The sequence below is a fragment of the Pseudomonas sp. Irchel 3H9 genome (genome assembly GCF_900187495.1).
Taxonomy (GTDB): domain Bacteria; phylum Pseudomonadota; class Gammaproteobacteria; order Pseudomonadales; family Pseudomonadaceae; genus Aquipseudomonas; species Aquipseudomonas sivasensis.
In genome coordinates this window covers 413,538-430,572 of the sequence record NZ_FYDK01000005.1, presented here as the reverse complement: position 1 = coordinate 430,572, position 17,035 = coordinate 413,538, and the positions used below count along the sequence as shown (strand labels likewise).

Annotated in this window: 19 protein-coding genes and 1 tRNA gene; 17 read left to right on the top strand and 3 right to left on the bottom strand. The window is 57.2% G+C overall.

The genetic code is table 11. The annotated features are described in order from the left end of the window. Nucleotides 1–194 precede the first annotated feature (194 nt). On the bottom strand, nt 195–1,436 hold the full coding sequence (locus CKW32_RS20655; protein WP_095185824.1) for an integrase arm-type DNA-binding domain-containing protein: 1,242 nt from the start codon (nt 1,434–1,436) through the stop codon (nt 195–197). Between the two features lie 164 nt (nt 1,437–1,600). Continuing rightward, nucleotides 1,601–1,685, bottom strand: a tRNA-Leu gene (locus tag CKW32_RS20650). 108 nt (nt 1,686–1,793) lie between these two features. Between CKW32_RS20650 and queA the strand changes: the two genes are divergently transcribed. From queA to CKW32_RS20620, 6 genes are all read left to right on the top strand, one after another. After that, nucleotides 1,794–2,843 (top strand): tRNA preQ1(34) S-adenosylmethionine ribosyltransferase-isomerase QueA, encoded by a 1,050-nt coding sequence (gene queA, locus CKW32_RS20645; protein WP_095185823.1) that lies wholly within the window; start codon nt 1,794–1,796, stop codon nt 2,841–2,843. Nucleotides 2,844–2,848: 5 nt separating this feature from the next. Beyond that, a complete protein-coding gene (tgt, locus tag CKW32_RS20640) occupies nt 2,849–3,964 on the top strand; it encodes a tRNA guanosine(34) transglycosylase Tgt (RefSeq protein WP_177434298.1) in 1,116 nt (371 codons plus the stop codon). Nucleotides 3,965–4,007: 43 nt separating this feature from the next. Then, nucleotides 4,008–4,346 (top strand): preprotein translocase subunit YajC, encoded by a 339-nt coding sequence (gene yajC / locus CKW32_RS20635; protein WP_003175975.1) that lies wholly within the window; start codon nt 4,008–4,010, stop codon nt 4,344–4,346. Nucleotides 4,347–4,408: 62 nt separating this feature from the next. Continuing rightward, nucleotides 4,409–6,277: a protein translocase subunit SecD gene (gene secD / locus CKW32_RS20630; protein WP_032890673.1), complete on the top strand. Its 1,869-nt coding sequence runs from the start codon at nt 4,409–4,411 to the stop codon at nt 6,275–6,277. 9 nt (nt 6,278–6,286) lie between these two features. Beyond that, nucleotides 6,287–7,201, top strand: coding sequence for a protein translocase subunit SecF (gene secF, locus CKW32_RS20625; RefSeq protein ID WP_032890676.1), 915 nt, complete (start codon nt 6,287–6,289; stop codon nt 7,199–7,201). A gap of 124 nt (nt 7,202–7,325) precedes the next feature. Further along, nucleotides 7,326–7,868, top strand: a complete 543-nt coding sequence (locus CKW32_RS20620) for a glycine zipper 2TM domain-containing protein (RefSeq protein WP_032890678.1) — start codon at nt 7,326–7,328, stop codon at nt 7,866–7,868. Between the two features lie 203 nt (nt 7,869–8,071). Here the strand turns inward: CKW32_RS20620 and suhB are convergent, their stop codons facing one another. Continuing rightward, complete coding sequence (gene suhB, locus CKW32_RS20615; protein WP_003175971.1) at nt 8,072–8,887, bottom strand: inositol-phosphate phosphatase; 816 nt, start codon at nt 8,885–8,887, stop codon at nt 8,072–8,074. 145 nt (nt 8,888–9,032) lie between these two features. Here suhB and trmJ point away from each other — a divergent pair, with 145 nt between their 5' ends. From trmJ to ndk, 11 genes are all read left to right on the top strand, one after another. Continuing rightward, nucleotides 9,033–9,803, top strand: a complete 771-nt coding sequence (gene trmJ, locus CKW32_RS20610) for a tRNA (cytosine(32)/uridine(32)-2'-O)-methyltransferase TrmJ (protein ID WP_095185821.1) — start codon at nt 9,033–9,035, stop codon at nt 9,801–9,803. Nucleotides 9,804–9,805: 2 nt separating this feature from the next. After that, a complete protein-coding gene (gene cysE / locus CKW32_RS20605; RefSeq protein ID WP_095185820.1) occupies nt 9,806–10,588 on the top strand; it encodes a serine O-acetyltransferase in 783 nt (260 codons plus the stop codon). 302 nt (nt 10,589–10,890) lie between these two features. Next, nucleotides 10,891–11,382, top strand: coding sequence for a Fe-S cluster assembly transcriptional regulator IscR (gene iscR, locus CKW32_RS20600; RefSeq protein ID WP_003194020.1), 492 nt, complete (start codon nt 10,891–10,893; stop codon nt 11,380–11,382). Nucleotides 11,383–11,432: 50 nt separating this feature from the next. Beyond that, a complete protein-coding gene (locus CKW32_RS20595) occupies nt 11,433–12,647 on the top strand; it encodes an IscS subfamily cysteine desulfurase (RefSeq protein ID WP_032890684.1) in 1,215 nt (404 codons plus the stop codon). A 99-nt stretch (nt 12,648–12,746) separates the two neighbouring features. After that, entirely contained in the window at nt 12,747–13,133 is a 387-nt protein-coding gene (iscU, locus tag CKW32_RS20590) for a Fe-S cluster assembly scaffold IscU (RefSeq protein ID WP_003209682.1), read from the top strand. 28 nt (nt 13,134–13,161) lie between these two features. Continuing rightward, a complete protein-coding gene (iscA, locus tag CKW32_RS20585) occupies nt 13,162–13,485 on the top strand; it encodes an iron-sulfur cluster assembly protein IscA (protein ID WP_003209680.1) in 324 nt (107 codons plus the stop codon). A gap of 8 nt (nt 13,486–13,493) precedes the next feature. Then, entirely contained in the window at nt 13,494–14,015 is a 522-nt protein-coding gene (gene hscB / locus CKW32_RS20580) for a co-chaperone HscB (protein ID WP_032890686.1), read from the top strand. A 51-nt stretch (nt 14,016–14,066) separates the two neighbouring features. Next, nucleotides 14,067–15,929, top strand: coding sequence for a Fe-S protein assembly chaperone HscA (gene hscA / locus CKW32_RS20575; protein WP_032890687.1), 1,863 nt, complete (start codon nt 14,067–14,069; stop codon nt 15,927–15,929). A gap of 3 nt (nt 15,930–15,932) precedes the next feature. Then, nucleotides 15,933–16,274 (top strand): ISC system 2Fe-2S type ferredoxin, encoded by a 342-nt coding sequence (fdx, locus tag CKW32_RS20570; RefSeq protein WP_032890689.1) that lies wholly within the window; start codon nt 15,933–15,935, stop codon nt 16,272–16,274. Between the two features lie 14 nt (nt 16,275–16,288). Beyond that, complete coding sequence (gene iscX / locus CKW32_RS20565) at nt 16,289–16,489, top strand: Fe-S cluster assembly protein IscX (protein ID WP_032890702.1); 201 nt, start codon at nt 16,289–16,291, stop codon at nt 16,487–16,489. 91 nt (nt 16,490–16,580) lie between these two features. Then, nucleotides 16,581–17,006: a nucleoside-diphosphate kinase gene (ndk, locus tag CKW32_RS20560; protein WP_003175956.1), complete on the top strand. Its 426-nt coding sequence runs from the start codon at nt 16,581–16,583 to the stop codon at nt 17,004–17,006. Nucleotides 17,007–17,035 lie beyond the last annotated feature (29 nt).

Below are 17,035 nucleotides of genomic sequence, written 5' to 3'. Positions count from 1 at the left end.
AGCGAGGGCAGGGGAGTCCTGCTCGTAAGTGTTGCCGATTCTGGAACACCTTTTGTGTACCTTCGATGATGTGTTCCAGCTGATCGTTAGCTGTGTTCCACGCCCAGAAGTCCCGAATTTAAAGGTTCTCAGCAGTTTAGGAACACATGGAACACGCGGAACACCGCTTTTTTGAGGATTCAGGATTCGCATGATCAAATGGCCTGTCCGAACCGGCCCTGTACGACGCCCTCACTCTGCAACCTGTCCAGATGATCGGCATACCACTGCATCATGGTTGTCCGTTGCTCGAGGTACTGAGCTTTGTTGTAAACCCCCGAGATGCCCTCTTCTTTATGGGCTAATTGCGCCTCAACGTGTTCCTTTGGCCATCCATGTTCACGGAGCAGCGTGCTAGCGGTGTGCCGCGTGCCGTGCCCAACAAGGCGTCCTTTGTAGCCAATGGTCGCAAAAACTTTGTTGATCGTGTTTTCGCTGATAGTCGGATTCTTCGCACCAACTCCAGGAAATAGCCAACGGCTGCGCCCGGTTAAAGAGTGCAGCTCTCTAAGTGCGATCAGCGCTTGGCGCGGAAGGGGACACACGAAATCTCGGCGCATCTTCATCTTTGAGGCCGGTGTAGTCCACAGGGCTTTATCAAGATCAAACTCTTTCCACTCCGCTAGACGAACCATTCCAGGTCTCGAGGCTGTCCACAGGCAAAGCCATGCTGCCGTACGGGCCGTGAGTCTGCTGGGGGTGTTCTTTAAAGCGATGAGAAATTCGCCGAGTTCGGGCTCTAGCAAATGAGGGTGTTGTTGAGTCTTTGGTGCTTGAGCCGCAATGTCGCGTAGACGACTGCCCGGATCGTTTTCGGTCAGGCCTAAGCCGATTGCTCTGCCGAAGATCTGGTTGACCCAGGTCCGACACTTTTCCGCTACGTTATGCGCCTCCCGAGCTTCGAGGGATGCTTGGAGATTTGCACAATCGGTTCGGGTTATTTCATCTAGAGGTTTATCACCAATCGCTGGAAGAATGTCTTTGTCGAGATAGGTGCGGATTTTATTGAGAGTGGAGGAGGCGAGACCTTTTTCCTCTTTTGCCTTGAGCCAAGCTTCCGCAGCCGCTTTGAAGGTGCGTGTTCGAGCGGCATCGATTGCAGCTTTTGCTGAGCGCCTTTGTTCAAGAGGGTCGGCTCCGCTACTGACAACCTTCCGTAGGTCGGCTGCTTTTTCGCGGGCAAGTGCGCCGCTGACTTCTGGATAGCCGCCGAGGCCCATCCATGCCCATTTACCTGCAGGACGCTTGTACCGGAGTTGCCATGACTTGCCCCCGTCCGGTTTGACCCGAAAATACAGCCCGTTTCCATCCAGTTCTCGGTATTCCTTTGTTTCTGGCTCTAGTCCAGCAAGCGTGGTATCGGCGAGAGGGCGGCGCTTGATGTCTGCGCGTTTCATCCTTGTATCCCAAAGTTCGGTATTTTTCTCAGGATACAAGCAGGGATACAGGGATACAACGGATAAGGGGAGACGGGGATAAACAAGCAGACACAAAAAAACCGGCCAAGTGGCCGGTTTCTCTGGGTCTGAGAGGCTGGTAGAGACTCTCAGATACTGCTATGTGGTGCCCCGAGGGAGACTCGAACTCCCACTCCTTTCGAAAACGGATTTTGAATCCGCCGCGTCTACCAATTCCGCCATCAGGGCTCAATGGCGGCGAAGTATAGAGATGAGATTACCGTTGGTCAATCACGTTTCATGGTCTATTTTCACTATTTCCGCTAAACTTCCCGGCCCTGCTAGACGAACCCCATCATGCGCGTTTCTGACTTTACTTTTGAACTCCCTGATTCGCTGATCGCACGCCACCCTTTGGCCGAGCGTCGCGCCAGCCGACTGCTTACCCTGGAAGGGGGCAGCGGTGCCCTCGCACACCGTCAATTCACTGATTTGCTTGAGCATTTAAACCCAGGCGACTTAATGGTATTCAACAACACCCGCGTAATTCCTGCGCGGTTGTTTGGCCAAAAAGCCTCCGGCGGCAAGCTGGAAATTCTGGTGGAGCGCGTGCTGGACAGCTATCGCGTGCTAGCCCATGTGCGCTCCAGCAAATCACCGAAGCCGGGTTCGAGCATTCTGATCGAAGGCGGCGGCGAAGCCGAGATGGTGGCGCGCCATGATGCATTGTTCGAGCTCAAGTTCGCCGAAGAGGTTCTGCCTCTGCTGGAGCGCGTCGGCCATATGCCGCTGCCTCCCTATATCGACCGCCCTGATGAAGACTCGGACCGCGAGCGCTATCAGACGGTGTACTCCCAGCGCCTAGGCGCGGTTGCCGCGCCAACGGCCGGACTGCATTTCGACCAACCGCTGCTGGATGCTATTGCGGCCAAGGGCGTCGAGACGGCCTATGTGACCCTGCACGTGGGGGCCGGCACCTTTCAGCCGGTGCGTGTGGATAACATCGAAGACCACCATATGCACAGCGAGTGGCTGGAAGTCAGCCAGGAAGTTGTCGATGCGGTAGCTGCGTGCAAGGCTCGTGGCGGGCGTGTAGTCGCAGTGGGTACCACCAGCGTGCGCTCCTTGGAGAGCGCGGCGCGTGATGGTGTGCTCAAACCGTTCAGTGGCGACACCGATATATTTATCTTCCCAGGCCGGCCGTTCCACGTCGTCGATTGCCTGGTCACCAATTTCCATCTGCCGGAATCCACGCTCTTGATGCTGGTGTCGGCATTTGCCGGTTACCCGGAAACCATGGCGGCTTATCAAGCGGCCATCAATAATGGGTACCGTTTTTTCAGCTACGGTGATGCGATGTTTATCACCCGTAACCCGGCGCCACGCGGCCCAGAGGAAACCTTATGAGTCGTATGTCGTTTGAATTATTGGCCACCGACGGCAAAGCCCGTCGCGGTCGCCTTACTTTCCCTCGCGGTACGGTAGAGACGCCGGCGTTCATGCCGGTTGGCACCTACGGCACCGTAAAGGGCATGCTGCCCCGTGACATCGTCGCCACCGGTGCCGAGATCATTCTTGGTAACACCTTCCACCTGTGGCTGCGTCCGGGCACGGAAGTGATCAAGAAGCACGGCGACCTGCACGATTTCATGAAGTGGCAAGGCCCAATTCTCACCGACTCCGGTGGTTTTCAGGTGTTCAGCCTGGGCGCCATGCGCAAGATCAAGGAAGAGGGCGTAACGTTCGCCTCGCCGGTGGATGGTTCTAAAGTATTCATGGGGCCGGAAGAGTCGATGCAGGTACAGCGTGACCTGGGTTCGGACATCGTGATGATTTTCGACGAGTGCACGCCTTACCCGGCCGATGAAGATGTCGCGAGAATCTCCATGGAGTTGTCGCTACGTTGGGCTCAGCGGTCGAAGAACGCCCACGGTGATAACACCGCTGCGCTGTTCGGTATCGTCCAGGGCGGTATGCATGAAAGCTTGCGTAAACGCTCGCTTGAAGGCCTCGACAAAATCGGGTTCGATGGCCTGGCCATCGGCGGTTTGTCGGTAGGCGAACCCAAACACGAGATGATCAAGGTGCTGGACTACTTGCCAGGCCTGATGCCCGCTGACAAACCTCGTTACCTTATGGGCGTTGGCAAACCGGAAGATCTCGTAGAGGGTGTGCGCCGCGGTGTGGACATGTTCGATTGCGTGATGCCAACCCGTAATGCCCGCAATGGGCATCTGTTTATCGATACAGGCGTGCTGAAGATCCGTAACGCGTTCCATCGCCATGATGATTCGCCGCTGGATCCCTCCTGTGATTGCTACACCTGCCAGAACTTCTCCCGTGCTTATCTGCACCATCTGGACAAATGCGGGGAAATGCTGGGTAGCATGTTGAATACCATCCACAATTTGCGTCACTACCAAGTCCTGATGGCTGGTTTGCGCGAGGCTATTCAACAGGGTACATTGGCCGCCTTCGTCGATGCCTTCTATGCCAAGCGCGGGCTCCCTGTGCCGCCCTTGGACTGAGTTTTCCGACCCTAAGATTCACTATTTGCAACTGGAGTGCTAAATGAGCTTTTTTATCTCTAACGCCATGGCTGACGCCGCTGCGCCTGCTGCTGCCGGCCCTATGGGCGGTGGTTTCGAGTGGATTTTCCTGGTCGGCTTCCTGGTCATCTTCTACCTCATGATCTGGCGTCCACAGGCCAAGCGTGCCAAAGAGCAGAAAAACCTGCTGGGCAGCCTGCAGAAAGGTGACGAAGTTGTGACTACTGGCGGTATCGCCGGCAAGATCACCAAGGTTTCCGACGCTTTCGTGGTTCTGGAAGTCTCCGACACTGTAGAAATGAAGTTCCAGAAGGGCGCCATCGCCGCCACGCTGCCAAAAGGCACGCTCAAAGCGATCTAAGTAACAACCTTTACCAATCGACGGGGCGCGCAAGGCGCCCCGCGTTATAAGCGGGCGGCGTGATGCTGAACAAATACCCTCTGTGGAAATACGTACTGATCCTGGCGGTGCTGGCGATCGGTTTTATTTATTCCGCTCCCAATCTCTATCCTGATGATCCGGCGATCCAGATCACTGGCGCCAGCACTTCGTTGCAGGTCAATCAGGCTGACCTGGAACGCGCGAGCAAGGCTCTGAACGACGCGGGTATCCAAGTTAAAGCGGCAACATTGGCGGCTGGTGCGAAGGGCGGCTTGTTGCGCCTGACCAAGCAAGAAGACCAATTGCCGGCCAAAGACGTCGTGCGCAAGGCCATGGGTGACGACTACGTCGTTGCGCTGAACCTGGCACAGACCACGCCGCAATGGCTGCGCAGCATTGGCGCGCACCCGATGAAGTTGGGTCTGGACTTGTCCGGCGGTGTGCACTTCCTGCTGGAAGTCGACATGGACAAAGCCCTCGACGCACGCCTGAAAGTCTATGAAGGCGATGTGAAGAGCCTGCTGCGCAAAGAAAAGTTGCGTTATCGCAGCCTGCCGCAGCTCAACGGCGCCATCCAGTTGGGCTTCTCAGACGAAGCTTCCCGCGAACAGGCCCGTGCGCTGATCCGCAAGAACTTCAACGATTTTGACATCGTACCGGCTGACCTGAACGGTCAGGCCGTGCTGCGTCTTGCAATGAGCCCGGCCAAGATCGCCGAAATCCGCGAGTATTCCATCAAGCAGAACTTGACCACGGTACGTAACCGCGTCAACGAGCTGGGCGTGGCCGAGCCGATCGTTCAGCGCCAGGGCGCCAACCGCATTGTGGTTGAGCTGCCAGGCGTGCAGGACACCGCTGAAGCCAAGCGTATCCTGGGTAAAACTGCCAACCTGGAATTCCGTCTCGCAGCTGAGCCAGGCGCTTCCCGCGCGACTTCCGAGGAGTTCGAATTCCGTGAAGGCAATCGTCCGCCGGCGCAAATCGAGCGTGGTTTGATCATCACGGGTGATCAGGTAACCGACGCCAAGGCCGGGTTCGGCGAGCACGGCACACCTGAAGTTAACATTCGCCTGGATGGTCACGGCGGCGAACTGATGAGCCGCGCCACGCGCAGCAACGTCGGTCGCAGCATGGCGGTGATCTTCATCGAGCAGCGTCCTGTTACTACCTACACCAAGCAGATCGTCAACGGCGTCGAGAAAGACGTGCCGGTGCAGACCTTCAAGGAAGAGAAGAAGATCATCAGCCTGGCGACCATCCAGTCGCCGCTGGGTGCTCAGTTCCGTATCACTGGCCTGAACGGCCAGGGTGAATCCTCGGAGCTGGCACTGCTGCTGCGTGCTGGTGGCCTGGCGGCGCCGATGTACTTCGCTGAAGAGCGCACCATCGGCCCAAGCCTGGGTGCAGACAACATCACCAAAGGCGTGGACGCTGCACTGTGGGGCATGTTGTTCGTGTCGCTGTTCATCATCGCCATCTACCGCTTCTTCGGCATCATCGCTACCGTAGCCCTGGCGGGCAACATGGTGATGCTGCTGGCTTTGATGTCGCTGCTGGGCGCTACGCTGACCTTGCCGGGTATCGCCGGTATCGTACTCACCATGGGTATGGCGGTAGATGCCAACGTGCTGATCTTCTCGCGGATACGTGAAGAGATCGCCGCAGGCATGACTGTGCAGCGCGCAATCAACGAAGGCTTCGGCCGGGCATTTACCGCGATTCTCGACTCCAACCTGACCACATTGCTGGTTGGCGGGATTCTCTTTGCCATGGGCACCGGCCCTGTCAAAGGTTTTGCGGTGACCATGTCCCTCGGTATCTTTACCTCGATGTTCACGGCCATCATGGTGACCCGCGCAATGGTCAACCTGATCTTTGGCGGGCGTGACTTCAAGAAGTTGTGGATTTAAGGGGCTGCCATGTTACGTACAATCAACTTCATGGGCGTTCGCAACATTGCGTTCGGCGTCACTGTGCTCCTTACCGTTCTGGCGTTGTTCAGCTGGTTCCATAAGGGCCTGAACTACGGTTTGGATTTCACCGGGGGTACGCTCATTGAGCTGACCTACGAGAAGCCGGCCGACGTTACCTTAGTGCGCAACGAGCTGGTAAAGGCCGGTTATCACGAGGCCGTGGTGCAGAGCTTTGGTGCGACCACCGACCTGCTGGTGCGCATGCCAGGCGAAGATCCGCAACTGGGTCACCAAGTAGCCGAAGCCTTGCAAAAGGTTGGCGGCGACAATCCCGCGTCGGTCAAGCGCGTCGAGTTTGTCGGCCCGCAAGTAGGTGAAGAGCTGCGCGACCAAGGCGGCCTTGGCATGCTGATGGCACTCGTCGGCATCATGATTTACCTGGCTTTCCGCTTTCAGTGGAAGTTCGGTGTCGGTGCGATTGTGTCGCTGATCCACGACGTGATCGTGACCGTAGGTATTCTGGCGTACTTCCAGATAACCTTCGATCTGACCGTACTGGCGGCTGTGCTGGCGATTATTGGTTACTCGCTCAACGACACAATCGTGGTATTCGACCGGGTTCGTGAGAACTTCCGCGTATTGCGCAAGGCGACGTTGATCGAGAACATCAACATCTCCACCACTCAGACCCTGCTGCGTACCATGGCGACATCAATCTCCACTTTGCTGGCGATTGCTGCGCTGATGATCTTCGGCGGTGACAACTTGTGGGGCTTCTCCCTGGCGCTGTTTATCGGCGTTCTGGCGGGTACTTACTCGTCGATCTACATCGCCAACGTGGTGCTGATCTGGTTGAACCTCAACAGCGAAGACTTGATCCCTCCAGCCGCGACTGGCAAGGAGGTCGACGACCGCCCTTAATGAGCGCTTGTTGATCTGCTGTTACAAGAAAGGCACGAGTATTGAACTCGTGCCTTTTTTTTTGCTCCAAGGCTGGGTATAGCGCGGATCTTTCGGTCCGTTTGTGATGGTCAGGAGGTTCAACGTGAACAAGTCGTTACTGGTTGGTGCGGTATTGGGTGCTGTCGGTGTAACTGCCGGGGGTGCTGTCGCCACCTACAGCCTGGTAAAAAGCGGCCCTGAGTATGCGCAAGTGCTGGCGGTGCAGCCGGTAAAAACCCAGATCAAGACCCCTCGCGAAGTCTGTAAGGACGTCGCAGTTACTCGGCAGCGACCGGTGCAGGACCAGCATCAAATCGCAGGTACCGTTGTAGGTGCCCTGGCGGGTGGTTTGCTGGGTAATCAGATCGGTGGCGGTAACGGTAAGAAGCTAGCGACGGTAGCCGGTGCGGTCGGTGGTGGTTATGCCGGTAACAAGGTTCAAGAGGGTATGCAGAATCGCGATACCTACACCACCACACAAACGCGTTGTAACACCGTCAACGACATCAGCGACAAGGTAGTCGGCTATGACGTGCGTTACACCTTGGATGGCAAGGAAGGCTCGGTGCGGATGGATCGTGATCCGGGTGGCCAGATTCCGGTCGATAAAGAAGGTCGTTTAGTGTTGGGTCAAAACCAGCAATAATTTGAGGCTTGTCATAGTTGAAGGTGTGGGAGGGTGCTTGCTCTTGATGTGGGTGCATCGGTTAATGAGTCTGTAACTGAGCTGCTGTCATCGGAGGCAACATCCCTTTCACATTGATTGGTAGCGTTGCTGGTATTCAAGTTCGCACCAAATCGCAGGCATAAAAAAGCACCCCGAAGGGTGCTTTTTTTATGCTCGCTAGCTTAGCGCTTCAGCGAGGCTGGCAGGTGTGGCTGTATAGCCGTCAGCACTGCCTTGAAGCATTTGGTGTTGCCAGCAACGACGTGGCCTTTTTCCAGGAAGTCGTGACCACCGGTGAAGTCGCTCACCAAGCCACCGGCTTCCTGGATCAGCAGAGCGCCTGCAGCCATATCCCACTCGGACAGGCCTGACTCCCAGAACGCATCAAAACGACCGGCAGCAACATAGGCCAGGTCCAGGCTGGCTGCGCCAGCGCGACGGATGCCTGCGGTCTGGCCAACCAGGGCGCGGAACATGCCCAGGTAGTTTTCCAGGTTGTCCATCTGGTCGTCACGGAATGGGAAGCCGGTACCCAGCAGGGCGCCGTCGAGACTGGTACGGCCGCTGACTCGCAGGCGACGACCGTTCAGCTGGGCGCCACGGCCACGGCTGGCGGTGAATTCTTCCTGGCGAACCGGGTCGAGGACGACGGCATGTTCCAGGCGGCCACGGTATTTGCAGGCGATACTTACTGCGAAGTGGGGGATGCCGCGCAGGAAGTTGGTGGTGCCATCCAGTGGGTCGATGATCCACAGGTAGTCTTCGCCTTCGCCGCTACCTTTATGCAGGCCGGTTTCCTCACCCAGGATGCCGTGGGTAGGGTAAGCCTTGCGCAGTGCGTCGATGATTTTCTGTTCGGCGGCGCGGTCTACCTCGGATACATAATCCTTGGCGTCTTTTTCGTCGACCTTGATGGTATCCAGGCGCTCGATGGAGCGGAAAATCAATTCACTGGCGCTGCGGGCGGCGCGCAGCGCGATATTCAGCATGGGCTGCATGGATGTGTCACCTAAGGTTGTTAAAGAAAGCCGAGCATTCTAGCAGAAACTTTCTTCAGGTGAAGGACGACGTTAGCTTTCATGGCATAACCTTAGGCTGTTCTGTAAGATTTGCTCCCCTTTCCCGTGTCCGAGAGCGCCTCCCTTGCTGCAAAACATTCGTGTCGTCTTGGTCAATACCAGTCATCCAGGCAATATCGGTGGGGTGGCGCGTGCCATGAAAAACATGGGGCTGACGCGCCTGGTGCTGGTCGAACCGCGTGTGTTCCCGCATCACGAGGCCGATGCCCGTGCATCCGGTGCCAATGACATCCTTGAAAAAGCCCAGATCGTCGCCACCCTGGAGGATGCTTTGGTCGGCTGCAATCTGGTGCTCGGCACCAGCGCCCGTGATCGTCGTATCCCCTGGCCTTTGCTGGATCCCCGTGAGTGCGGCGGCAAAGTGGTGGAAGAGGCTGCTGGTGGCGCTGAAATCGCCTTAGTGTTTGGTCGTGAAGACTCCGGCCTCACCAATGAGGAGCTGCAGCGATGTCACTACCATGTGCACATTCCATCGGACCCTGAATTCAGTTCACTGAACCTCGGGGCTGCGGTGCAGGTGCTGACTTACGAAGTGCGCATGTCGTGGCTGGCAGCTGCCGGTCAGCCAAGCAAAATGGAAAAGGAAGAAGTTGCGTCGACCAAAAGTGGCGAGCTGGCCACCATGGATGAGCTGGAGCGGTTCTATGAGCACCTGGAGCAAACCCTGGTGGCTATCGAATTCCTTGACCCTGACAAGCCGCGGCACTTGATGGCGCGCCTGCGTCGGTTGTACGGGCGCAGTTCGGTAAGCCGGGCGGAAATGAATATATTGCGTGGCATCCTCACGGAAACCCAAAAAGCGGCCCGTGGCGAGCTTCTTAAGCGGAAGGATTAAAAATGTTCGAGCGTTTGCGAGAAGATATCCAGAGTGTTTTCCACCGTGACCCGGCGGCCCGCAACGCCTTTGAAGTGCTGACCTGCTATCCGGGTATGCACGCGATCTGGATTCATCGGTTATCCGGCGCCTTTTGGGGCATGGGCTGGAAGTGGCTGGCGCGACTGGTGTCGAACTTCGGCCGCTGGTTGACGGGTATCGAGATTCATCCGGGGGCCAAGGTGGGGCGCCGTTTTTTTATCGATCATGGTATGGGTATCGTCATCGGTGAAACTGCTGAGATTGGCGATGATGTCACGCTCTATCAAGGTGTGACGTTGGGCGGCACTAGCTGGAACAAAGGCAAGCGCCACCCAACGTTGGGCGATGGCGTGGTGGTAGGGGCCGGCGCCAAGGTGCTAGGGCCATTCACTGTAGGTGCTGGCGCTAAGGTCGGCTCCAATGCGGTCGTAACCAAGGCTGTACCGCCTGGCGCAACCGTGGTGGGTATTCCGGGCCGAATCATCGTCAAGCCGGAAGTTGGCGATGAGCAGGAAGCAAAGCGCAAGGCAATGGCCGAGAAGATTGGCTTTGATGCCTATGGAGTCAGTGAAGACATGCCTGATCCGGTCGCGCGCGCCATCGGCCAGTTGCTTGACCACTTGCAGGCGGTGGACGGGAAGCTGGACGGTATGTGCGGTGCGCTGAAGGAGCTGGGCAGCAGTTACTGTGCGAAAGAACTGCCTGAACTGCGCGAAGAGGACTTCGCCGAGATCAAGGACGAAGCTGCGACGAAGACTGGTTAAGGTCTTCCAAGCACTGAAAGTCACCTGTGGGAGGTGGCTTGCTCTCGATAGCGGTTCCTCAGTCGTTCACTACGTGGGCTGGTCCGCTGCTATTGGGAGCAGCTGCCTCCTACATCTTGACCTCCATTGGTCTCGGAGTAGCCGCTAGGCCCTGTTCCCGCTGTTCGTCCCCACCCCATCCTGCTATGATTCGCGCGCCCTTTTTACGGGTAATCCTGACTAAAGTACTAGGTCTTATAGTTGACTTAAATACTCGGGAATCGCATACTTGCCCACATTCTGAAACACCTTGGTAATTGTCCATGAGACTGACTACAAAAGGCCGATACGCGGTGACTGCCATGCTCGACCTGGCTCTGCACGCGCAAACTGGGCCGGTGTCCCTGGCCGATATCTCCGAGCGCCAAGGCATTTCCCTGTCCTATCTTGAGCAACTGTTCGCCAAATTGCGCCGTAGCAATCTGGTTTCCAGCGTGCGTGGGCCAGGTGGCGGCTATCAGTTGTCCCGCGATATGCAGGGCATTCAGGTGGCCCAGGTGATCGATGCGGTCAACGAATCCGTTGACGCGACCAAATGCCAGGGCCTGGGTGACTGCCATGCAGGCGACACCTGCCTGACGCACCATTTGTGGTGTGACTTGAGTCTGCAGATCCATGAGTTTTTGAGTGGTATCAGCTTGGCTGATCTTGTGACTCGCCGTGAGGTACAAGAAGTAGCCCAGCGTCAGGACCAGCGCCGTTGCAACACTAAGGCGCCGCGTCTGGACAAGATTGAAGCGTCCGCCGTCGAGTGACAGCCGAAGAGCTAACGGCACGCCAGCCAGCCTGATTTAGGAGAAAGTCCATGAAATTGCCGATTTACCTTGATTACTCAGCGACCACCCCGGTTGATCCGCGTGTCGCGCAAAAGATGAGCGAGTGCCTGCTGGTCGACGGAAACTTCGGCAACCCGGCCTCCCGTTCCCATGTATTCGGCTGGAAAGCCGAGGAAGCGGTCGAGAATGCTCGTCGCCAAGTCGCCGACCTTGTTAATGCCGACCCGCGCGAAATCGTCTGGACTTCCGGCGCCACTGAGTCCGACAACCTGGCAATCAAGGGCGCGGCGCATTTCTACGCGACCAAAGGCAAGCACCTGATCACCACCAAGATTGAGCACAAGGCTGTCCTCGACACCATGCGTCAACTGGAGCGTGAAGGTTTCGAAGTTACCTACCTTGAGCCGACCACCGACGGTATCGTCACCCCGGCCATGATTGAAGCCGCGCTGCGTGAAGACACAATCTTGGTTTCCGTGATCCACGTAAACAACGAAATCGGCACCATCAACGACATCTCGGCCATCGGCGAGCTGACTCGCTCCAAGGGCATTCTGTTGCACGTCGACGCTGCTCAGTCCACCGGCAAGGTTGATATCGACCTGTCCAAGCTGAAAGTTGACCTGATGTCGTTCTCGGCCCACAAGACTTACGGGCCTAAAGGTATCGGCGCGCTGTACGTGAGCCGTAAGCCACGCGTGCGCATCGAGGCCACCATGCACGGCGGCGGTCACGAACGCGGCATGCGTTCTGGCACCCTGGCGACCCACCAAATCGTAGGCATGGGCGAAGCCTTCCGTGTAGCCAAGGAAGACATGGCTGCCGAAAACGTGCGCATCAAGGCCCTGAGCGATCGCTTCTACAAGCAGGTCGAGAACCTTGAAGAGCTGTACATAAACGGCAGCATGACCGCCCGCGTACCGCATAACTTGAATTTGAGCTTTAACTACGTCGAAGGCGAGTCGCTGATCATGGCGCTCAAGGACCTGGCGGTTTCGTCCGGTTCGGCCTGCACCTCGGCCTCTCTTGAGCCTTCGTACGTACTGCGCGCCCTGGGCCGCAACGACGAACTGGCACATAGCTCGATCCGCTTTACGTTCGGCCGCTTCACCACCGAAGAACAAGTCGACTACGCCGCGCAGAAAGTCTGCGAAGCCGTCAACAAGCTGCGCGTTCTGTCGCCGCTTTGGGACATGTACAAAGACGGTGTCGATATTTCCAAGATCGAGTGGGCGGCACACTAACTATAGAAGCCGCCACCCAAGCTCTGTAGGAACGTGGCGGAAAACGCAGGCGTTTTTACAGGGTTCCAGAGCGGCCCTGATGAGTGAGGATTCAGTACCATGGCTTACAGCGAAAAGGTCATCGACCACTACGAAAACCCGCGCAACGTCGGCAAGATGAACGCGGAAGATCCTGATGTCGGCACCGGCATGGTCGGCGCTCCGGCGTGCGGCGATGTGATGCGCCTGCAGATCAAAGTCAACGAAGCTGGCGTCATCGAAGACGCCAAGTTCAAGACTTACGGTTGCGGTTCGGCCATCGCCTCCAGTTCTCTGGCAACCGAATGGATGAAAGGCAAGACTCTGGATGAGGCTGTGACTATCAGCAACACCCAGTTGGCCGAAGAACTGGCCCTGCCGCCAGTGAAAATCCACTGCTCCGTACTCGCAGAAGACGCCATCAAGGCGGCCGTTCGCGACTACAAGCAGAAGAAAGGCTTGATCTAAGCATTTGGCGACGAGTAAGGAGTCAACGATGGCTATCAGCATGACAGAAGCGGCTGCGCAGCACATTCGCCGCTCCCTGAATGGGCGCGGTAAAGGTGAGGGGATTCGTCTGGGTGTTCGCACCACGGGCTGTTCCGGCCTTGCCTACGTGCTGGAGTTTGTCGACGAGGTGGTTGAGGAAGACCAGGTGTTCGAAAGTCACGGCGAGAAAGTGATCATCGATCCTAAAAGCCTGACCTACCTGGACGGCACCGAACTCGATTTCGTCAAGGAAGGGTTGAACGAGGGCTTCAAGTTCAACAACCCCAACGTACGCGGTGAGTGTGGCTGCGGCGAAAGCTTCAACATCTGAGGCTATTCGTGGGTACTCCTTGTCATTTCGCTTTATTCGAGCTGCAGCCGAGCTTTCGGCTGGACCTTGAGCAGCTTGCCACGCGCTACCGAGAGTTGGCGCGTGGGGTGCATCCTGACCGCTTCGCTGACGCTTCCGAGCGTGAGCAGCGCCTGGCCCTGCAGCAGTCGGCCAGCCTCAACGAGGCCTATCAGACACTGAAGAGTCCGCCAAAGCGCGCGCGTTACCTGCTCGCCATGAACGGCGGCGAGTTGCCGATTGAAGTCACGGTTCACGATCCCGACTTCCTGATGCAGCAAATGCAGTGGCGCGAAGAGCTCGAAGACCTACACGACGAGGCTGATGTGGCTGGTGTCGCCGTCTTCAAGCGCCGTCTGAAAGTGGCCCAGGATGAGCTCAACGAAAGCTTCGCAGCCTGTTGGGATGATGCAGCGCAACGTGAACAGGCTGAACGCCTGATGCGACGTATGCAGTTCCTCGACAAGCTCACCTACGAAGTGCGCCAGCTAGAAGAGCGCCTCGACGATTAACCCAGTGCTGCCCGTGATGCACGCCTGATAGACAGATAAGACCTGATTACCATGGCATTACTGCAAATCGCCGAACCCGGCCAAAGCCCTCAACCGCACCAGCGTCGCCTGGCGGTCGGGATTGACCTGGGCACCACCAATTCCCTGGTCGCTGCCCTGCGCAGTGGCCTTTCCGAACCGCTGCCGGACGCTGATGGGCAGGTCATCCTGCCCTCGGCCGTGCGCTATCACGCTGATCGCACCGAGGTCGGTGAGTCTGCCAAGTTGGCGGCATCTAGCGATCCTTTGAACACTGTGCTGTCTGTCAAGCGCTTGATGGGGCGTGGCTTGTCCGACGTCAAGCAGCTCGGCGACCAACTGCCGTATCGCTTTGTCGGCGGCGAATCCCACATGCCTTTCATTGATACTGTCCAGGGGCCGAAAAGTCCGGTGGAAGTGTCGGCTGATATTCTCAAGGTGCTGCGCCAGCGCGCAGAAACGACCTTGGGCGGCGAATTGGTCGGTGCAGTGATCACGGTTCCCGCTTATTTCGACGACGCACAGCGTCAAGCCACCAAGGATGCGGCGAAGCTTGCCGGCCTCAACGTGCTGCGCCTGCTCAACGAGCCGACTGCTGCTGCTGTGGCCTACGGTCTGGACCAGCACGCCGAAGGTCTGGTTGCCATTTATGACCTGGGCGGCGGCACTTTTGATATTTCGATCCTACGCCTGACCGGCGGTGTGTTTGAGGTGCTGGCTACTGGTGGCGACAGCGCGCTGGGCGGCGATGACTTCGACCACGCGATCGCAGGCTGGATCATCAGCAGTGCCGGCTTGTCCGCGGACTTGGATCCAGGCGCACAGCGCAACTTGCTGCAAACTGCTTGTGCCGCTAAAGAAGCGCTGACTGATGCTGCCTCTATTGACGTGTCTTACGGCAACTGGTCGGCACCGCTGACGCGCGAAGCCTTCGATGCGTTGATCGAGCCAATGGTCGCCCGCAGCCTCAAGGCGTGCCGTCGCGCCGTACGTGATTCCGGTATCGAGTTGGAAGACGTCGGTGCCGTGGTCATGGTGGGTGGTTCGACCCGTGTGCCGCGTGTTCGTGGGGCAGTTGCCGAGGCTTTTGGTCGCGAGCCACTGACCGAAATCGACCCCGATCAAGTAGTCGCCATCGGCGCAGCGATCCAGGCAGACACCTTGGCCGGCAACAAGCGCGATGGTGGCGAACTGCTGCTCCTCGACGTGATTCCGTTGTCGCTGGGGCTGGAGACCATGGGCGGCTTGATGGAGAAGGTGATTCCGCGCAACACCACCATCCCCGTCGCCCGCGCCCAGGACTTCACCACTTATAAAGACGGCCAGACGGCCATGATGATTCATGTGCTGCAAGGCGAGCGCGAGCTGATCAGTGACTGCCGCTCCCTGGCGCGTTTCGAATTGCGTGGTATCCCCGCGATGGTAGCCGGTGCTGCGAAAATTCGTGTGACCTTCCAAGTCGACGCCGACGGCCTGCTTAGTGTCGCGGCCCGTGAGCTGGGGTCTGGTGTTGAAGCCAGCATCCAGGTGAAGCCTTCCTACGGCCTCACCGATGGCGAAATCGCCAAGATGCTCAAGGACTCGTTCCAGTACGCCGGTGACGACAAGGTCGCCCGTGTGCTGCGCGAACAGCAAGTAGATGCACAGCGCCTGCTTGAAGCGGTGCAGGGCGCCCTTGAGGCTGACGGCGAACGCCTGCTGGATGCCGAAGAGCGCATGGTCATCGACCTGCAGATGCATGAATTGGCCGAACTGATGAAAGGCACTGATGGTTATGCTATCGAGCAACAGACCAAGCGCTTGTCGCAAGTGACCGATGCCTTTGCCGCCCGCCGTATGGACCAGACGGTAAAAGCCGCCCTGGCGGGACGCAACCTGAATGAAATCGAGGAATAATTAATGCCGCAGGTCATTTTTCTGCCACACGCCGAGCATTGTCCGGACGGTATGGTTGTGGAGGCTGAGACCGGCAAGTCCATCCTCGAAGTTGCCCATGACAACCACATCGAGATCGAAAGCGCTTGTGGTGGCGTGTGCGCCTGTACCACTTGTCACTGCATCATTCGCGAGGGTTTCAATTCGCTTGAAGAAGCCGACGAGCTGGAAGAGGACTTTCTCGATCGTGCCTGGGGCTTGGAAGCGCAATCGCGTCTAAGCTGTCAGGCAAAGGTGGGAACTGAGGACATCACTGTCGAAATTCCGAAATATTCGCTCAACCATGCGGCCGAAGCGCCGCATTGATTCAAGGAACTGTCATGAGCCTGAAATGGGTTGATGTACAAGAAATCGCTATACAACTTGCTGAAGCTCATCCTGAGGTCAATCCTCTTACCGTGAACTTCGTCAAACTGCGTGATCTCGTAATGGCGCTGCCGGAATTCGATGACATCCCGGATCGGGGTGGCGAAAAGGTTCTGGAGGCGATTCAGGGCCTGTGGATCGAAGAAGCAGACTGAGCCGCCTTTTACGCAGTTAGGCAATACCCAATAACCCGCGTATAATTCGCGGGTTTAATTTTTCGTAAATTACCGTTTCTGGAGTTACACCATGGCTGTTCAACGTACTTTCTCCATCATCAAGCCTGACGCTGTTGCAAAAAACGTCATCGGCGAGATCACCACTCGTTTCGAAAAAGCCGGCCTGAAGGTTGTAGCTTCGAAACTCAAGCAACTGTCCAAGGCTGAAGCTGAAGGCTTCTACGCTGAGCACAGCGCTCGTGGCTTCTTCGGCGACCTGGTTGCCTTCATGATCTCCGGTCCTGTTGTTGTTCAGGTTCTGGAAGGCGAAAACGCTATCGCTCTGAACCGTGAGCTGATGGGCGCTACCAACCCTAAAGAAGCTGCTGCCGGCACTATCCGTGCTGACTTCGCTGAATCCATCGACGCCAATGCTGTACACGGCTCGGACTCCGAAGCTGCCGCTGCTCGCGAAATCTCGTACTTTTTCGCTGCTACTGAAGTAACCGCTCGCTAAGCATTGGCTTAAAGAGTGAGGGTGAATCC